At 60.8% G+C, this 16,310-nt stretch carries 16 protein-coding genes; 4 read left to right on the top strand and 12 right to left on the bottom strand.

Annotated features, from left to right (window positions below):
* Nucleotides 1–29: 29 nt before the first annotated feature.
* A complete protein-coding gene (locus tag PspTeo4_RS00490; RefSeq protein WP_322361881.1) occupies nt 30–992 on the bottom strand; it encodes a DMT family transporter in 963 nt (320 codons plus the stop codon).
* A 254-nt stretch (nt 993–1,246) separates the two neighbouring features.
* Entirely contained in the window at nt 1,247–2,740 is a 1,494-nt protein-coding gene (gene pap, locus PspTeo4_RS00485; protein ID WP_322361880.1) for a polyphosphate:AMP phosphotransferase, read from the bottom strand.
* An 87-nt stretch (nt 2,741–2,827) separates the two neighbouring features.
* Here pap and mnmC point away from each other — a divergent pair, with 87 nt between their 5' ends.
* From mnmC to PspTeo4_RS00470, 3 genes are all read left to right on the top strand, one after another.
* Complete coding sequence (gene mnmC, locus PspTeo4_RS00480) at nt 2,828–4,801, top strand: bifunctional tRNA (5-methylaminomethyl-2-thiouridine)(34)-methyltransferase MnmD/FAD-dependent 5-carboxymethylaminomethyl-2-thiouridine(34) oxidoreductase MnmC (protein WP_322361879.1); 1,974 nt, start codon at nt 2,828–2,830, stop codon at nt 4,799–4,801.
* Between the two features lie 814 nt (nt 4,802–5,615).
* Nucleotides 5,616–6,380 carry a hypothetical protein gene (locus PspTeo4_RS00475; RefSeq protein ID WP_322361878.1) on the top strand — a complete coding sequence of 255 codons (765 nt, stop codon included), beginning with the start codon at nt 5,616–5,618 and terminating at the stop codon, nt 6,378–6,380.
* Between the two features lie 553 nt (nt 6,381–6,933).
* Entirely contained in the window at nt 6,934–7,152 is a 219-nt protein-coding gene (locus tag PspTeo4_RS00470; protein WP_322361877.1) for an AlpA family transcriptional regulator, read from the top strand.
* 93 nt (nt 7,153–7,245) lie between these two features.
* Here the strand turns inward: PspTeo4_RS00470 and PspTeo4_RS00465 are convergent, their stop codons facing one another.
* The 3 genes from PspTeo4_RS00465 to PspTeo4_RS00455 form a co-directional block, all read right to left on the bottom strand.
* The gene (locus PspTeo4_RS00465; protein WP_322361876.1) at nt 7,246–7,491 is read right to left on the bottom strand and encodes a pyocin activator PrtN family protein; all 246 of its coding nucleotides are present in this window, start codon (nt 7,489–7,491) and stop codon (nt 7,246–7,248) included.
* A 4-nt stretch (nt 7,492–7,495) separates the two neighbouring features.
* On the bottom strand, nt 7,496–7,816 hold the full coding sequence (locus PspTeo4_RS00460) for a hypothetical protein (RefSeq protein ID WP_322361875.1): 321 nt from the start codon (nt 7,814–7,816) through the stop codon (nt 7,496–7,498).
* 111 nt (nt 7,817–7,927) lie between these two features.
* Nucleotides 7,928–8,152 carry a hypothetical protein gene (locus PspTeo4_RS00455; protein ID WP_322364775.1) on the bottom strand — a complete coding sequence of 75 codons (225 nt, stop codon included), beginning with the start codon at nt 8,150–8,152 and terminating at the stop codon, nt 7,928–7,930.
* 154 nt (nt 8,153–8,306) lie between these two features.
* On the opposite strand from PspTeo4_RS00455, the gene PspTeo4_RS00450 reads away from it, so the two are divergent.
* A complete protein-coding gene (locus tag PspTeo4_RS00450; protein WP_322361873.1) occupies nt 8,307–8,744 on the top strand; it encodes a DUF6530 family protein in 438 nt (145 codons plus the stop codon).
* Nucleotides 8,745–8,756: 12 nt separating this feature from the next.
* On the opposite strand, the gene PspTeo4_RS00445 is transcribed toward PspTeo4_RS00450, so the two are convergent.
* The 7 genes from PspTeo4_RS00445 to PspTeo4_RS00415 are packed head-to-tail and all read right to left on the bottom strand — an operon-like array spanning nt 8,757 to nt 16,306.
* Nucleotides 8,757–9,272: a DUF2514 domain-containing protein gene (locus PspTeo4_RS00445; RefSeq protein ID WP_322361872.1), complete on the bottom strand. Its 516-nt coding sequence runs from the start codon at nt 9,270–9,272 to the stop codon at nt 8,757–8,759.
* Complete coding sequence (locus tag PspTeo4_RS00440) at nt 9,269–9,715, bottom strand: structural protein P5 (protein WP_322361871.1); 447 nt, start codon at nt 9,713–9,715, stop codon at nt 9,269–9,271. The genes PspTeo4_RS00445 and PspTeo4_RS00440 overlap by 4 nt, the downstream gene beginning before the upstream one ends.
* 57 nt (nt 9,716–9,772) lie before the next feature.
* Entirely contained in the window at nt 9,773–10,366 is a 594-nt protein-coding gene (locus tag PspTeo4_RS00435) for a tail fiber assembly protein (RefSeq protein WP_322361870.1), read from the bottom strand.
* The gene (locus PspTeo4_RS00430) at nt 10,366–11,148 is read right to left on the bottom strand and encodes a phage tail protein (RefSeq protein WP_322361869.1); all 783 of its coding nucleotides are present in this window, start codon (nt 11,146–11,148) and stop codon (nt 10,366–10,368) included. Before PspTeo4_RS00430 ends, PspTeo4_RS00435 begins: the two co-directional genes overlap by 1 nt.
* Before the next feature lie 12 nt (nt 11,149–11,160).
* Nucleotides 11,161–12,033: a hypothetical protein gene (locus tag PspTeo4_RS00425; protein WP_322361868.1), complete on the bottom strand. Its 873-nt coding sequence runs from the start codon at nt 12,031–12,033 to the stop codon at nt 11,161–11,163.
* The gene (locus tag PspTeo4_RS00420) at nt 12,033–12,347 is read right to left on the bottom strand and encodes a hypothetical protein (protein WP_322361867.1); all 315 of its coding nucleotides are present in this window, start codon (nt 12,345–12,347) and stop codon (nt 12,033–12,035) included. The genes PspTeo4_RS00425 and PspTeo4_RS00420 overlap by 1 nt, the downstream gene beginning before the upstream one ends.
* Nucleotides 12,344–16,306 (bottom strand): phage tail protein, encoded by a 3,963-nt coding sequence (locus PspTeo4_RS00415; RefSeq protein WP_322361866.1) that lies wholly within the window; start codon nt 16,304–16,306, stop codon nt 12,344–12,346. The genes PspTeo4_RS00420 and PspTeo4_RS00415 overlap by 4 nt, the downstream gene beginning before the upstream one ends.
* Nucleotides 16,307–16,310 lie beyond the last annotated feature (4 nt).

The raw sequence follows: 16,310 nt of genomic DNA, 5'->3' as shown, positions 1-16,310 counted from the left end.
TTTACCCGCGAAGAGGCCGGAACAGACGATCAATGAACCTGAGCCAAGCGCGCCCGCCTGGCTCGCCACCCGGCCACCAGCGACGGCCCCAACGCCACCAGCGCCGAGCCGACCACTACTGTCACCGCCCCCAAATAACCTAGGGCGTTGATGTCCTCGGCATGCACATAGTCAGGCCACACCCAGGCCGCCGCCGCGACCGCCACGAAGGTCACCAACGGCGTTAACGCCAGCGTGGCGCTGACCTTCGAGGCCTCCCAATGCGCCAGCGCCTCGGCAAAGGCGCCGTAGGCCACCAAGGTGTTCAGGCAACAGGCCAGCAGCAACCAACCTTGCAGCGGCGTCAATTGCAGCGCCTCCAGCGGGTGCACCCACGGGGTAAGCAACGCTGCGCATCCCAGGTAGATCACCATCATCACCTGCTGCGAATGCCACACCGTCAGCAGCTGCTTCTGGCTCAGGGCGTAGAACACCCAGATGCTGGTGGCCAGGAGAATGGTCAATACGCCAGTGGTGTAGGTGCCCAGCGAGGTCAGCAGTTCTTCCAGGCGCTGGTTGAAGAACAGGCCAAACCCTGCCAAAAGAATCAGCAAGCCAATGCCCTGCCCCAGGCTGAATCGCTCCTTGAACACGAACACACTGGCCACCAGCAGCAGTACCGGCCCGATCTGTACCACCAGCTGCGCGGTGCCGGGGCTGAGCAGCTTGAGGCCGATCAGGTACAGCACGTAATTGCCCAGCAGGCCACAAATGGCCACCGCCACCAGCCCCTTGCCCTTACGTCCAAGCTTGCCGAACGACGGCAACCGACGCTGGGCCGACAACCAGGCGAACAGCAGGCCACCGGACACCAGCAGGCGGTACCAGGTGACGGTCACCGGGTCGACCACCTGCAGCACTTGTTTCAGCTTGATCGGCAAAATGCCCCAGAGCAGTGCGGTCATCAGAGCCAGGAACAGGCCATAGACCCAGCGTCCGGAAGTAGTGTGCATAAAGTCCTCGATCAAGCCCGTGGTGGGGGTAATTGAATTCTACGGGTTTACAGGCCTGAGCCAGCGGAGCGTGGCGAGAAAATAATTCATCAGGTCATTCTTGTGCGGCATGGTTTGGCGGGTGTGAAGCCTGTTCTGGCCTCTTCGCGGGTGAACCCGCTCCCACAGGGAGACCACAGACTTCAGAGTCGGTGCAGGTGTTGTGGGAGCGGGTTTACCCGCGAAGAGGCCGGTACCGGCAACCTCGGCTCCAGCTATTTCTTGTCCTTGGCGAACGCCGCTTCCAGCGCCTCGTTGATGGTGCGCAACACCTTCACCCGCGCCCAGCGCTTGTCGTTGGCTTCGACCAGCGTCCACGGCGCGATCTCGCTGCTGGTGCGGTCGACCATATCGCCCACCGCCTCGCGGTACAGGTCCCACTTGTCACGGTTGCGCCAGTCTTCCTCGGTGATCTTGTAGCGCTTGAATGGAATCTGCTCGCGCTCTTCGAACCGCTCCAGCTGGGTCTGCTGGTCGATCGCCAGCCAGAACTTGACCACCACCACCCCGGCATTGACCAGCTGCTCTTCGAAGTCGTTTATCTCGCCATAGGCGCGCATCCAGTCGGCCGGGCTGCAGAAGCCCTCGACCCGTTCCACCAGCACCCGGCCGTACCAGGAGCGGTCGAAGATGGTGAACTTGCCCCGCGCCGGAATGTGCCGCCAGAACCGCCACAGGTACGGCTGGGCACGCTCCTCCTCGGTGGGCGCAGCGATAGGCACGATGCGGTATTGGCGTGGGTCGAGCGCGGCAGCCACGCGGCGGATCGCCCCGCCCTTGCCGGCGGCATCGTTACCTTCGAACACCGCTACCAGGGCGTGTCGGCGCATGTGCTTGTCGCGCAACAGGCCGGCCAGGCGGGCCTGTTCGGTGACCAGTTGTTCCTGATAGTCGTGCTTGTCCAGGCGCCGGGTCATGTCCAGGGCATCGATCAGGCTGCGCTGGTCGATGCTGCGGCCCAACGGCGCGACGTTGCCGTGGTGCTTGCCCTTGGGGTTGTTGGCCAGCGCGGCCTGCAGGCTGTCCAGCAGGATGCGCCCCACTGCCAGGCTGCGGTAGCACGGGTCGACGCCTTCGATCACATGCCACGGCGCATAATCGCGGCTGGTGCGGCGCAACACCCGCTCGCCAAAGCGCACGAAGCGGTCGTAGGTCTCGGACTGCTGCCAGTCCAGCGGGCTGATGCGCCAGCTGTGCAGCGGGTCGTCCTTGAGCGCCTTGAGCCGGGCCTTCATCTGCTTCTTGGACAGGTGGAACCAGAACTTGATGATCAGCGCACCTTCATCGCACAGCATCTGCTCCAGGCGCTCGGCACCGGTAATGGCCTGGTCGAGCACGGCGTCCTTGAACAACCCGTGTACCCGCCCCTGAAGCATCTGGCTGTACCAGTTGCCGAACAACACGCCCATGCGCCCCTTGGGCGGCAAGGCGCGCCAGTATCGCCAGGCGGGTGGCCGGGCCAGTTCCTCGTCGGTCTGCTGGTCGAAGGTCAGCACGTCGATCAGGCGCGGGTCCATCCACTCGTTCAGCAGTTTGACCGTCTCGCCCTTGCCAGCGCCTTCGATGCCGTTGATCAGCACGATCACCGGAAAGCGCGCCTGCTGCTTGAGCTCGTACTGGGCTTCGAGCAAGGCTTCGCGCAGCGCGGGCACCTCGGCCTCGAAGGTTTCCTTGTCGATGCTGTGACCGATTTCCGCGGATTCGAACATGGCTGCGCTGGCTCCTTGCAATGGATAGACAAGACTAGCACTGCCAATCCACCTAAAATCAGCCATCCGCTGCAATTTGAGCTCACCATGTCCGCACCCACCCTCCTCCAACACGCCCAGATCGACTGGGACGACCAGGGCCGCCCTCATTCGCGACAGTACGACGATGTGTACTTCTCAAGGGACGAAGGCACCGTCGAGACCGAGTATGTGTTCATCGAGCAGAACCGCCTGCGCCAGCGCTTCGCCGCGCTGCAAGCCAATGCCTGCCTGGTGATCGGTGAAACGGGGTTCGGCACCGGCATGAACTTCTTCTGCGCGTGGCGGCACTTCAGGCAGCACGCCCCTGCCGAGGCACGCCTGCACTTCGTGAGTGTCGAGAAATATCCACTAGCCCCTGAAGACATGGCCAAGGCCGTGCGTCTGTGGCCGGAGCTCGCGGCCTGCACCGAGCCCTTCCTGGCGCAGTACATGGCCGTGCATCAGGGCTTTCAGCAGTTCACCTTCGATCAAGGCAGGGTCACGCTGAGCTTGCTGATTGGCGATGTACTGGAGCAACTGCCGCTGCTCGATGCCAAGGTCGATGTCTGGTTCCTCGACGGTTTCGCGCCGGCGAAAAACCCTGACATGTGGACGCCCGAACTGTTCGCACAACTGGCCAGGCTATCTGGCCCTGGCACCACGTTGGGCACCTTCACCACCACGGGGTGGGTGCGCCGAGGCCTGATCGAGGCTGGCTTCAGCATGAAAAAGGTGCCCGGCCTGGGCAAGAAGTGGGAAGTCATGAGCGGTGAATTCACCGGCCATGCCGCGACCACACTGGCAGCCCCTTGGTACGCCCGGCCACCGCTGCTCAACGGCCCTCGCCACGCCTTGGTGATCGGCGCGGGCCTGGCCGGTAGCGCCAGCGCCGCCAGCCTTGCTGCCCGCGGCTGGCAGGTCACGGTACTGGAGCGTCATGAAGCCCCGGCCCAGGAAGCCTCCGGCAACCCGCAAGGCGTCCTGTACCTGAAGCTGTCTGCCCACGGCACCGCCCTGTCGCAGATGATTTTGTCCGGCTTCGGCTACACCCGGCGTCAGCTGGAGCGCTTGCAGCGCGGCCAGGATTGGGATGGCTGCGGGGTCTTGCAGCTGGCGTTCGATGCCAAGGAAGCCGAACGCCAGCAGAAACTGGCCGAGGCCTTCGACAGCAGCCTGCTACGCAGCCTGGAGCGCGCCGAGGCCGAGGCGATTGCCGGTGTGACGCTGCCAGCGGGCGGGCTGTTCTATCCGGAAGGCGGCTGGGTGCACCCGCCCGCGCTGTGCCAGACACAATTGCAGCACCCCGGTATTCGCTTGCTGCCCCATCATGAGGTGGTACAGCTGCGTAAAGCCGATGGTCTGTGGCAGGCGTGGGATGGCGAACGGCTGCTGGCCAGCGCGCCAGTGGTGGTGTTGGCGGGCGCCGCCGACGTGCGCCGTTTCGAACCCTGCGCCGGCCTGCCGCTCAAGCGCATCAGGGGGCAGATCACCCGACTGCCGGCGACCGAAACCAGCCGTGAACTTCGTACGGTCGTCTGTGCCAATGGCTATGTGGCACCACCCCGTGGCGATGAGCACACCCTGGGTGCCAGCTTCGACTTCCACAATGAAGACCTGGCGCCAACCGTGGCTGAGCACCAAGGCAACCTGGCGCTGCTGGATGAAATCTCAGAGGACCTGGCCAAACGCCTGGGCACCGCCGAGCTTGACCCGCAGCAACTGCAGGGGCGTGCAGCATTCCGCTGCACCAGTCCTGATTATCTGCCCATCGTCGGGCCGGTGGCCGACCCGCAGGCGTTCAACGAAGCCTATGCGGTGCTGGGTAAAGATGCGCGGCAAGTGCCGGACGTACCCTGCCCCTGGCTTGAGGGGCTGTATGTGAACAGCGGGCACGGGTCGCGCGGGCTGATCACGGCGCCGCTTTGTGGGGAACTGGTGGCGGCCTGGGTGAGTGGTGAGCCATTGCCGTTGCCGCGGGCGGTGGCCGAGGCCTGCCATCCGAATCGGTTCATGTTGCGAAAATTGATTCGCGGGAAGTAATGAGGGGTGAGCTGAGTGCTCGCCGATGAATGTTTTGCGTCTGTGAGATCGAGCGCCGCCCGCGCGGCGCATCGCGAGCAAAGCTCGCTCCTACGTTTGTTTTCGGCCAATAACGCCTGTGACAGACCCGCGCGACCGCCTTGTTTGTACGGCTCGATATTGAGCCATGTGTCCAGGCGTTCGCGCGCAGATCTCATAGGCATAACTGGCCCGAAACAAACGTAGGAGCGAGCTTTGCTCGCGATGCGCCGCACGGGCGGCGCTCGATTTCAATGCCCCAAAAAATCCAACGCCATATACCCTACATATAACAGATCGATATAAAACTCTCACAATCCCCTCCGGTCAGTTCCTTACACGTGCCCTTCACTGGGCACTGATTCCCCAACGGAAAAACCGGTAAGGACCTATGTGCGGATTAGCAGGAGTATTGGAAAAGGGGGTCTTAAAGGCTTTCAGGGGCCATAAATCCCCCTGATTCCCCCATAAAAAACCTCTTTTGGTACAAAAAGTGGTACGAGAATTACGATCACACTCGGCGCTCAAAAGCCTCATTCCGCTGCACACCTAGCAGGCCGTTCGTCGCACAGCCCTGCCCAGTAAACCGCGCCGTGACATTGGCCCTTTCCGCTCCAAGAGGTTTAGACAAGCTGTTTGACCTGGCGATGCTCAGGCGTCCAAAGAAAAAAGTGACCTGTTCGGACACTGGTGCATCTACCAACAGACTATTTAGCATGGTAGAAGTGATATCGAATTGACTCCTTCGTGCCAGTAGCGATAATGGCGGCCCGAAAAAGCTAACGGCGGCCAATGGATGACCACGAACGTAATTTGCAGAGATCAAGGCTTGCTCACCAGTGACTCCCGGTGGTCAATCGAGGCATTCGACGGTCAGCCTCACCTGATTGCTTATGTTGATGACACTGGCTTTGACAAGCTTGCGGTAAGCCCGCAATTCGCGATGGTTTTTGCAGGTAGCGCTCACCTGATCGAAAAATGGAAGACCTGGTTCTCAGCCCCGATCCTCGATCTGGCCAACCGTCCTCCTGCGAAAGAAATGGTGAACAACGGCACCAAACAGCTGTCAGTGACTATCGGTTTTGTTCAGAAAGCCACCGGAGCTATGATTTTCTCCGCTGGAATGTTCATGTCTCATCGTGATGTGGCCCGTTTCTCGGGTAGCGGCGCTCCATTTGCTAAAGATTGCTACGCTGTCAATGGGTGCGGGATGAAGGCGGTGGGCAGCGCCGGGGTGAAAGATCACTTCACTGGCGGCGAAACCAAGTACATTCAACTGCGCACTGGCAGTACGAATCTCAGTATCCTGCCAGGGTCTAAGCAAGACATGATTAATGCGTTGCAACAGAGAGGTTTCGTAATGGATACGAAAACGAAGGCGGTCACAGCGATGAGCGATTGGAAATCCCCAACCTCAGATGCCCAGAAAGCAATTTCGGCAGGGATTGAAACCTTGTCCGCCCCTACTGGCCTTCCACCTCACCAATGGACAGAGCAAGAGGAGCGCGATCTCGACCAGGCGCTCCTATATATGGCGCAAATGGAAGGCCGATTGGGCTAACACCTAATCGCAAGAAGCCCGCAGATTGCGGGCTTTTTTGTGCTTGTAGCTCACAACTTGCAGGCATTGCTCGCAGCAACCAATTCCCGTTCGTACCCTATCCGCTGCCTGCGCTTAGCCACCACCGCCCGTACCTTCACATCCCGGCTGTCGGTCTTGCGCAGGCCGGCAGGCTGGAGCGATAGCTTTGAAGCCCCTCGCGGGCCCTTGCAGGTTGTTAGCTCTCGCACCAAACTGGATGCCGTGACTCTTGCTGCTCCGCGATGTCAGTGAGGTGCCCAGCTATGGACCCTGAAATTATCCACATCCCCGAGCTAGCCAAGCTACTCGGCCGTTCCGAATCTGCCATACGATGCGCCATGCAGGTACACGCCGCCTGGCTCCCCCCTTCTTTCAAACAAGGGCAGCGGATCTGCTGGCGGCTTGAGTCCGTCAGGAAATTTATCAAGGATTGGGAGCATAGCGGCGGCCAGCAATCGAAGCCTGGGCGCAAGCGGGAATCACCTCCAACGCTTACCAGAGTGAGATAGCTAATCGGTATCTGGAGGTCAGTATGATTTCTGCCGCGACCGATCGGTTCATGCGCATTGATGAGGTGATATCCGTGACGGGGCTGGCAAGGAACACCATCTACCGGCGAATGCGTGAGGGCACGTTTCCACGACAGGTTCGGCTGGGTCCGAACTCCGTTGCCTGGCTTCAATCGACTATCTCGGAATGGATGTCATCCGTTGTGGAGGGCACCTCGTCGGTCGATCAACATAGTCATTAGAGTCAGGGTTACGATTGACCCGGTCGCCGCGAGAATACTCAATCACCCCTACGCGCTCGCTGCACGAACGTAACGGTCTCGCGGCGCCCCCCATTAGATCCCTTTCTGGGCTTCTGTACGACGTGCATCAACGTATGCGGCCAGATCAGCCAAATGCACACCGCGAGCGGACTTCTGACTGCGCTCCATCGCAATGAGCGGTAGCCGTATCTCGCCCCGCGCAATTTTAAGCTTCATTTTTTCAGGGCTTAGGTGGGGAAAGTAGTCAGCGCAGACCTTGTCCAGCGGAATTACTGCCAGGCCATCGTACTGAGCTAGCAGAAGGAACTCTGTTCTCATGAACTCACCTCTTGCGTCTCACAAGCTCCAACGCCTGCTGAAACTCCGTCTTTGACTGCTCCGCTCGCTTTTCTTCAGCTCGCTTACGAGCACTTGCAGACAAATGCATCCGCCCTGGTGTCTTGTCGATGGCCTGCTCGGCTATGTAATTGTCTGCCCACTCATCAAGCTCATACCGATCGAAGCCTACGCCCTGGGCGCCAATTGGAAACTCCCGCACGAAAGGACGTACAGTCTTGTTGAACTCTGCTCTGCACATACCCAGGTAACCGGGAGCAGACCGATACCTAAGAATGCGGGGAAGGATCTGCTGCTCTTTGCTCATCGTCACACCCATTCGATCGCAACCTTAAAGCTCAGTTTTATCGGAGGCAGCCCAACTGGGATAGAGCATCCTGTCGGCGATTGTCGACAGAGCAAATGCCGATCAGCGGGCCTAGTGGAGAGGCGGTAGATCCTTGCCGCGCGCCCTAGCAATTACCCTGGACTGGTAGTCGGAAACCACCTCAAACAGAGACTCAGCCAACAGGCGCAGACGCTCCACCTCCTCGGCCGGCGCGCCCCTGTCCTGGGCCCCGTGATACTCCTTCATTGCCTCGATGGCCTGCCGGACAAGCGGCTCGCCTGCTTCGACCATTCCGCTAAATGTCCGCTTGTCCACCACGCCGCCCCATTGAAGAAACCCTAAATCTACTTGCAAGCGTGGCAGCAGGTCTCGATCTTCGCCACTTGACCAAAGCTCAGCAGGCTTAGTAAATTTACTAAAGTTAGTAAATTTACTGACACCACTACTGCCCATCCGCTGAGGTCGCCCCATGAAAATACCGACTCACCTGAAGCACATCCCGCTCATTACAGTGGAAAACTATGATCTGATTGATGGTCCTCACCACGGAGGTACGGATGCAAAGGGTCTTTCTATAGGGATTGCACAGTGGAACGGTGCCGGAGAATCTGAAATCTCAGCGAAGGTGTGGCGCCATACCGGTGAGAAATGGTCGAGACAGTCTGAAGAGCTACCGATTCATAGGGTCTTGGATCTCGCAACGCTCGTTTGCAATGCTATTCAGTACTGCGAAAACGGGCATCAACTGCCCACTACAGCAGATTTCAACGTTTCGCTTGCGGAAGGGGAAATGGACTCGACCAGGCTGCACAGCCTTATGGAGGAGCAATTTGCTAAAAACAGGGAGTACCTCGATACAAGCCTAGACAGGCTCGCCGAGGCACTGAAAAGACTGGGCAAAATCTGAGGCAGTCAAGAGTCACAATCCCGTTTTCTGTTGCCCCGTCAGAGCATCGTACTCCCGCTCACACTCCTCCCCAGCTATTCGGGCACGGTCATAAGCTTTCGCCAGCTCTCCCGCTCGTTCATCAGCCCGTGTGAGCAGGTCGGATAGCACCATGGCGGCGCGGGTGGCTGCCTGGCCTCTGGCGACAGCGGTGGGATCCGGGCCGGGGCAACTGACGGCGGCGGCGAACTTGGCACTTTCGTCGCGCAGCCGGTGGCCAGCAGCATCGGCAGCAACAGCGCCAGCATCCGCCACCTGGTGTTCTTCATTCGCATGGGCTCTCGCCTCCTCCTGCGCCGTGGCGCGTCGTTGTTCTTCCGCCCGGGCGCCGCGTTCGCCCAGCACCTCGGCAAGACGGTCGCCGCTGTCTCGCTGCGCTGATGCCTGCCCGGCCTCGGCCCGCTCCACCGATCGCCCGTGCTGATAGGCGCCCCAGTAGGACGCCAGCACCAGCGCAAGCAGCCCCAGCCTGAGAGCCAAGGTCTTCACACCAGCGCCCTCAGCACGCCCTCATCGATCACCGCAGCCTCGTATGGGTTGCCGCCGTTCTCATGGATGATGATGCTGACCACCATCCCGCGCAGCGTGGTCAGGTTCTTGATGTTGATCGGGTCGGTGATGCCCACGCCGAGACGCTTGGCCACGGCCGTGGCATAGGCCTTGGTGTCATTCTCGTTGGCTGGCGCCCAGCGATTGATGGTTTCGAGCACGGTGTCGATGCCCTGCCCGCCCACACCGGGCATGCCGTCCTTGCCCCGGTAGTTGATGAGCAGCTTGCCCAAGGCGCGGATGCCGTTCTCTGGCGTGTCGAAGCGGGCAAAGCGTGGCTTAGCCACGCCCACCTCCATGCCGAGCTGGCCCCGCCAGGCGTTGCGCGGGTTGAAGTCGATGTTGCCGGGGTTGTTGTTCCGGACACCGCGAGGTGTGGTCATAGGTTTTCTCCAGGCAAAAAAATACCGCCAGGCGGCGGTCGGTGGGTTCGGGGCGGATCAGGCCGGCAGTGCGGGCCAGTCGATGCTGTTGGGGTAGCCTTCCTGCTCGGGCAGCCGGATCAGCGCCAGGCGGTAGCGCTTCCACTCCTTCAACAGCGCAGCTTCGGCCTCGGTGGCCTCCTCAAGCTCGACGGCATCCTGTAGCGGGGCAATGGCTGCATCGGCTACAGCGCGGTGCTGGGCGATCTCGGCAGCCACCGTGGCGAGCAGTTGCTCAGCGGCGGCCAGGGCTTTGGCCTCGGCCGTGATGACTTGCGACCAGTCGATCACGCCTGCGGTTGCGGCCTGACGGTCGGCCAGGTCCAGGGCCGGCAGTTGCACTTGGCCGTCGGCCGGATAGAGATCGACTGGGAAACGCGCAGCCTGCGGCGCGTCGGCGGCGTGCGGCAGCATGAGGGTCAGCACAAGGACTCCGTTGGTGCGCTCAACCGGGCCGATCACGAACTCGCACCCAATGGCCTCAGCCGGCAGGGTTGCGCCATCGGTCAACCGGGAAAAGTCCAGCGCCACGGCGTTGACTTCCAGTATGTCGCCCGACTTAACCACAGAGAGGTCTGCATCAGAGCGAACCGGGGAAAGTTTAATTATCATCAGTACCACCTCCCAATGGCTACGTAGCCAGGCCTGAAAATCGTTCCGCTCACCGCGCAGTACGCGCCGATGCCAACGGACACTGCGCTTCGACTGTAGGAGAACCCCAGGGGCACACCGCCACCGCCAGCCGACACAGGGGCTGGAAGCACTTTGGGGGCTGCGATAAACGGAGCTGGGTATGTAAAGGTCTGGCCATTGTTGTAAAACAGCGACCCTTGTGCGGCGGTGGCTGTGTAAGTGGTCGAGCTTTCCATCACACAGATCATCGTGCCGTCGGCGAGCTTCAGGCAATCGCCATTGGCGTTGCTGACAAGCTCAAAGATTGCCCCCGTGGGTACGCCTGCGCTTTGCGAGACAGCGCCAAGTATGTCGGCTATGGCAGCTGCCTTCAGGCCGAGCCCGCTGCGCGCCAGCGCCGGCGTGGTGCCGCCAGTACCACCCTTGTTCACCGGCACAACGTTCTCGGTTGAGACAGCGCCCAAACCAGCCAGCGTGGCGCCCCACTGCTGAACCACTGCATTAATGGCGTCTCGGAGGTTCTTGTCATACCCCTGCACCGGCGTAATCGAGTATGCGCCGCCAGATACGGTGGCGCCTTGATAGGCCGGGAGGATGCTGAGCACCGTGCCGCTGGCAATGTTGGTCACTTCGTACCAACGGCCATCCGGCCCGAGGAATGCATCACCCACCCGGGCGTTTGCAGAAAAACTGGTGCCGGTACCGGTCACCGTGGTTTGGCCAGCCGTGATCGCGACGGTGCCTGTCCTGTACCAGGGCATAGGATGCTCCGATTAGTTGAAGGGGAATGGCAGGTTGTCCGTTCGGATAACCAGAGCCTGGGGGTATCGGTTTGTGGGAATGTCGAAATAGCGGTTAGGCGCAGCGGTGCTGTAAATCATCGTGGTGCGCGCGGCATCGCACGCCATGAAGTAGATCCCGCCTGTGGCCCCGTAAGCACCGTCCATGTGCGCCTGCTGATTGCCATAGGCCGGGAACGGCGTGCCGGCGGCGGACATACCGTCCATGATTCCTTGCCCTAGCGATCGGGAGAATGTCGTGCTGGTCGCGTACTCACCCGATCCAACTGCGATGAAGATCCTCGCCACGCAGTAGTAGGGACCACTGCTGATGAAGCGTGTGGCCAGCTTGGTCGCGCCAGCAAAAGGCACGGTGTACTGGGCGATTCCATTGACCACCGTCGGCGTTGGCGGCGCCGGCGCGCTGATGGTATCGACGATGTTCAGCGGGTATTGCAGTGAGTTGAAGGTCAGCGTGCCGGATTCGTCGTAGCACTTCAGCCCGGCACCATTCAGAGTGTTGCGCATGGTGTCGAAGTAGTAGAACTTCGTCGAAGGGCTGGCCCCGATGAAATAGAACGTCGTGGTGTCGCCTGACTTCGAAGACCCACAAGAGATGCCAGAGCCACTGATAAAGACGATTGGCGCAACCGCACCGGTGACGCTGAACCCGTGGATGGCATCGGCAATGGATGACTCGGCGTAACTGCTCCCCTCGTTTGGGGGCAGGTTGGCTGAACGGTACTCAAGCCGAGGCCAGTTGAGAAGAAACGAGAGATACCCGCTTTTCAGTAGTCCGTAGGTGATTTTCTCGGTGTCGAACAGGAGGCTTCCGTCCTCCTTGTAAACCTTCAGGCCTGCTGACATCAGTAGTATCCATAGTGAATGCGGCAGTTGAGCGAATAGAAACCCCAACCACTGGCGTAGGAGTACTGCCAGGCCAGCGACGCGCTGGATGCCCCGACAGTCAGGGTCACCCCCGGCCGCTTGCCCAGGTACTTGTTCTGCGCGGAAAGCTCGGTGACGGCGTAGAACAGCGTTTTTCCAGCAGGCGGTAGCGGAATCGAGAGCGACCCGTTGGCCGCCCCCGTGTCCACATAGCCCATCATCTGGCTGATCGAGGTGGTCATATCCAGTAGTGCCAGGCCGCTCGGGTCGTAGACCTTTAGGCCAGCGCTCATACGTTCACCCCTAGGTCAAGCGCCAGCTTGTCGTTGGCGTGGTAGATGCGCACCGCTTTGTTGTTGACCGTCAATCGACCTTGCCCTGACGTAGTTCCATTCACTTCAAAATCGCCAGTGACGAAATTGATTCGGACGCCCTGCTCACCCGCCACATAGTTGCCGCTGCGGAGCTCACCCGTAACGATCAAGTTGACGATATCGGCCTGCCTGATTACCGCGGAGTTCATAAACACCTGGCCACCTTGGACCGTGAAGGGTGTAACAAACGCGCCATTGATGCCGTTGACCACCCCAAACCGGTCTGCCGACACCAAGAACTGGCTCTGCAAACCGGTCGGGCCGTTCTCGATGCCAAGACCGATGCCTGCAGCCACGTACTGACCCTGAGCATTGAGCTGCATCTTGACCGCCCACATCGTGCTGGCCTTGCCATCGAGCGCGGCCTGGGCTTGGCTGACGGTCTGCACAGCGGCGTTGGTCTGGCCAATCGAGGCCTCCAACGTCTCGGACTTGCGCGCCTGGGCGTCAATGGCCGTCGCACGCACCTTTGACTCTTCGGCGATCTTCGCCGTGCTCTCCCAGGCCTTCAGCGCCCCGGCAAGATCGCCCTCACCATTGTCGTCGCGGTCGCCCTGCGGGACGGTGAAGGTCGCTTCCATGTAGCCAACCCGGATGCCCAGAGCTTCATCGCCAGCCGCTCGGGCCACCGCCTCATCACTGATGGCTACTTCGGCGTCATCGACCCGAGCATTGACGTCCTCCAGCCTCGAAGCCGTCGACGACTCGTTGTTGGTGACAGTTTCCTCCAGCTGCGAGATGCCCGCAGTGTTGTTGTCCACCTTGGTGCTCACGTCCGTGAACCTGCTGGCCGTGGCCTGCTCGTTCGTGACTACCGTCTGCTCCAGGCTGCGGATGCTGCCGGTGTTGCCGTCAACTCGCGCCTCTACCGTGGTCACCCGGCTGGCCATGGCCTCGTTCTGGGTTGCCCTGGTCCGAGACTCTTCCGAGACCTTGGCCAGGGTATCCCAGCCCCGCAGCGCGTCGGCCAGGTCACCCTCACCGTTATCGTCGCGGTAGGCCGACTGCACGGCCTGAAGCATGGCCGCATTGACCGTGATCTTGCCGTCGAGATCGGTGATATCGGTCGTGTTCTTGGCCACAGCCTGCGCCAGCCCGTTTGCCGTCGAGGCAATGCTGCCGATATCTACCCAGTAGGTCGGGTTCGGCGGCGCATTGATGCCATCAGCCGCCGCCGGGACCGGCGCAATGGCCATGTACAAGCGCTGCCCGCTGCGCACGGTGTCGTCCTTGGCATAGGCGTTGGTGGCCACGTACTCGAGCGGATCGGTCAGCTCGGTAATCAGGTCCTCCAGCTCCTGCTTCGCCTCGTTGATCCGGTCGTTGACGGAGCCGGGGAAGTCGCCGGAGATCTTCTCGATTTCCTTCAACAGCTCCTGGCCCAGTTCGCTCTCGGTGATCTGGCCGCTGATCAGCTCAAGGATTGGGCCGGCATCAGCCCCGGACTGCCCGAACGTCCACTCCGTCCAAGGGCCGGTGTTTCCGGTGCGGTCCGCCAGGCGTGCCCGGAAGAACCTGGTGACGCCCGCCGCCATTCCACTCTTGAGGTACGTCCTTGCCGGGTAGGCCACCATCGAAAGCTGTACCGGGTCATCACCGGTGACCACCAAGGACTCCTGGATCTCGGTGTAGAAGGTGTCTGCGGCGCCTTCAGGAAATGCCCAATTCAGGCGAATACCAAACAACTCCGTGGCAGCGCTGAAACTTGCCAGGGCCGGTGGTTCGCCGGTTTTCCCGTAGAGCTGAGTGGGGTCTGAAAATGCCCATATCGAGCTGCTTCCCGCCACGCCGATGGCTGCGACGCGAGCGGTGTAGACGCCGGTGTAAATCCCTTTCACCTCGATTGCGGCGGTATAGGTAACCCCGGCGTAGATCCAGTCACCATCGTCACGCTTCCACCAGACGTTGTAGCGTTGCGCACCACGCGGTGCATCCCAAGTGATCCGCATGGTGGCCACGTTGACGCCCTGACTCACGGTGTCAAAGGTTGAAAGCTCGATGTTCGAAGGTGGAGCCTGGATTGCGCCGGGCAAAACGCTGGTAGGCGGCGTGACGATCTGCGCGCCATTGTCGATGGCTTCAAACTTACTGGCGTTGCGTTCGACAGCAACGATGTCGTACTGCAGCTTGTCATCCCCGAAGTTTTCGTTGACGGTCAGCACCCGGTACGTTTCCGCCACAAGCTCGGCGGTCTCTATGGTGTAGATCGATTCCTTGACCGGCACCTTGGAGAAAGCCTGCGTGACGGTGACCAGGCGGCCAACGATGGATCGGATGATCCGCGTTTCAGCCACGCCCTTGGGCAGAATCACCACCAGCGTATCGCCCGCAGCCGCCGTGACATCGTTATCCAGCGTCACAGTGGTGGAGGTCGCCGACTTGATCCGGCCACCAATCGGTAAGCCGGCGTAGTTCTCATCGGCCACCCGGATGATGTCGCCAGGTCGGCAGATAGTCCCATCCAGGCCGACACTGAAGTTGATGGTGCCAGTCTCCAGCCTGTTGGTCAGGAGGATGTACTTGCCCGCTCGCTGTGCCTGCCCCTGGGAAACACAGCCGAAGGCAGTGATCTCGGTTTCCCGGATTCCGTAGCGTCCGATTGCGGTCTGGTCCTGGACATACTCGACGCGCTGGTTGCCGAAGTTTTCCCGATCACTCCAGGCAACCTTGGCCACGCTGAAGCGGGTGGAGCCGCTCGATCCAGGGCGATTGAACTTGCCATCAATGACGTTGGCATTGGTGTAGGTGTAGACCGGGTCGCCTGGCATGTCGGCCGCGCAAGCGACCTCACTGCCGGCGTAGTAGCTCATGCCACGAAACACGCTGGCCAGATCCTGCAGCACGGTCAGCGCTTCGGCGCGGGATTGGAGGTAGACGTTGCAGGTGAAGCGCGGCTCTTGCCCGCCCTTCCCGTCCGACACAGAGAGGTCGCAGTGCTGCGCGATCTGATACAGCCCCCACTTGTCCACCTGGCTCGCGTCGATGAATCGACCCAGGCCATAGCGATCGTTCAGGACAATATCCCGCCAGATCCATGGCGGGCAGTCGGTCCAGGCAAGCTTGAAGGTGCCATCCCAGGCGCCTGTGTAAGTCCGGGTGCCGGCGTCGTAGTTGCTGGGCACCTGCACGATGCGGCCTCGGATTCGATAGGCGCGCTCGGGAACGGCCGAGAACTGACTGGCGTCGATCTTCAGGCCGCAGAGGGCGGTGTACGGGTACTGCAGCTTCGCGTCGATGATCTCCGTATACGTGCCAATCGACGTCGTGGCCTGAATGCGCGAATCGGACGAGTCCGGGGTTGTCCTGCGGACCCTGACGCGCCAGCCGGTGGTGGCCTTTGGGAATTCGATCCGGTGCGAACGCTGGTAGCCAGTGGTCGTTTTCCCCGTGAAGGAGGTCTTGAGGACCGTTTGATAGTCGCCATCATCCGTCGACAGGTCGATTTCGTAGTTGACGGTGTAGCCGACCATGTCGCCGTCGCTCTCGGTCTTCACCAGGGTACCGACTGCGAGCTGAATGCGGACGGCAGAAAGCTCAAGGTTGCTGAACGACTGCACCCAAGCCTGGCTGGCCTTTAGCTCAACGCCGACCGAGGTTTGCGACTCTACCGCTGGGAAGCCTGCAATATGGTCCTGGTCGTGCTCGCCGGTGCGCTGCTCCCAGCTCACGCCGGTAAAGTTCATGCTTCCGTCGCTGTTGGCCAGCGGGGTCTTGTCCAGGTAGATGGACTGGGCGCCGTTCACCAATCCAACAATCGGGCCTTCGCTGATGCCGTCCAGAATGTTCGCATAGCTGATGTTGATCAGGCTGTCTGGGCTTTCTACGGGTGAGTGCGGCTTGGACTCGCCCTTGGAGCCCTGAATGGACAGATCAGTCATGGAG

The organism is Pseudomonas sp. Teo4, from assembly GCF_034387475.1.
Lineage (GTDB): Bacteria > Pseudomonadota > Gammaproteobacteria > Pseudomonadales > Pseudomonadaceae > Aquipseudomonas.
The sequence above is the reverse complement of the archived record's forward strand: the minus strand, read 5'-3'. Positions and strand labels throughout refer to the sequence as shown.

What these genes read in the sequence shown, in the direction of transcription:
- PspTeo4_RS00490 (WP_322361881.1), bottom strand. Translation starts at nt 992, where the DNA reads ATGCACACTACTTCCGGACGCTGGGTCTATGGCCTGTTCCTGGCTCTG.
- pap (WP_322361880.1), bottom strand. Translation starts at nt 2,740, where the DNA reads ATGTTCGAATCCGCGGAAATCGGTCACAGCATCGACAAGGAAACCTTC.
- mnmC (WP_322361879.1), top strand. Translation starts at nt 2,828, where the DNA reads ATGTCCGCACCCACCCTCCTCCAACACGCCCAGATCGACTGGGACGAC.
- PspTeo4_RS00475 (WP_322361878.1), top strand. Translation starts at nt 5,616, where the DNA reads ATGACCACGAACGTAATTTGCAGAGATCAAGGCTTGCTCACCAGTGAC.
- PspTeo4_RS00470 (WP_322361877.1), top strand. Translation starts at nt 6,934, where the DNA reads ATGATTTCTGCCGCGACCGATCGGTTCATGCGCATTGATGAGGTGATA.
- PspTeo4_RS00465 (WP_322361876.1), bottom strand. Translation starts at nt 7,491, where the DNA reads ATGAGAACAGAGTTCCTTCTGCTAGCTCAGTACGATGGCCTGGCAGTA.
- PspTeo4_RS00460 (WP_322361875.1), bottom strand. Translation starts at nt 7,816, where the DNA reads ATGAGCAAAGAGCAGCAGATCCTTCCCCGCATTCTTAGGTATCGGTCT.
- PspTeo4_RS00450 (WP_322361873.1), top strand. Translation starts at nt 8,307, where the DNA reads ATGAAAATACCGACTCACCTGAAGCACATCCCGCTCATTACAGTGGAA.
- PspTeo4_RS00440 (WP_322361871.1), bottom strand. Translation starts at nt 9,715, where the DNA reads ATGACCACACCTCGCGGTGTCCGGAACAACAACCCCGGCAACATCGAC.
- PspTeo4_RS00435 (WP_322361870.1), bottom strand. Translation starts at nt 10,366, where the DNA reads ATGATAATTAAACTTTCCCCGGTTCGCTCTGATGCAGACCTCTCTGTG.
- PspTeo4_RS00430 (WP_322361869.1), bottom strand. Translation starts at nt 11,148, where the DNA reads ATGCCCTGGTACAGGACAGGCACCGTCGCGATCACGGCTGGCCAAACC.
- PspTeo4_RS00425 (WP_322361868.1), bottom strand. Translation starts at nt 12,033, where the DNA reads ATGTCAGCAGGCCTGAAGGTTTACAAGGAGGACGGAAGCCTCCTGTTC.
- PspTeo4_RS00420 (WP_322361867.1), bottom strand. Translation starts at nt 12,347, where the DNA reads ATGAGCGCTGGCCTAAAGGTCTACGACCCGAGCGGCCTGGCACTACTG.
- PspTeo4_RS00415 (WP_322361866.1), bottom strand. Translation starts at nt 16,306, where the DNA reads ATGACTGATCTGTCCATTCAGGGCTCCAAGGGCGAGTCCAAGCCGCAC.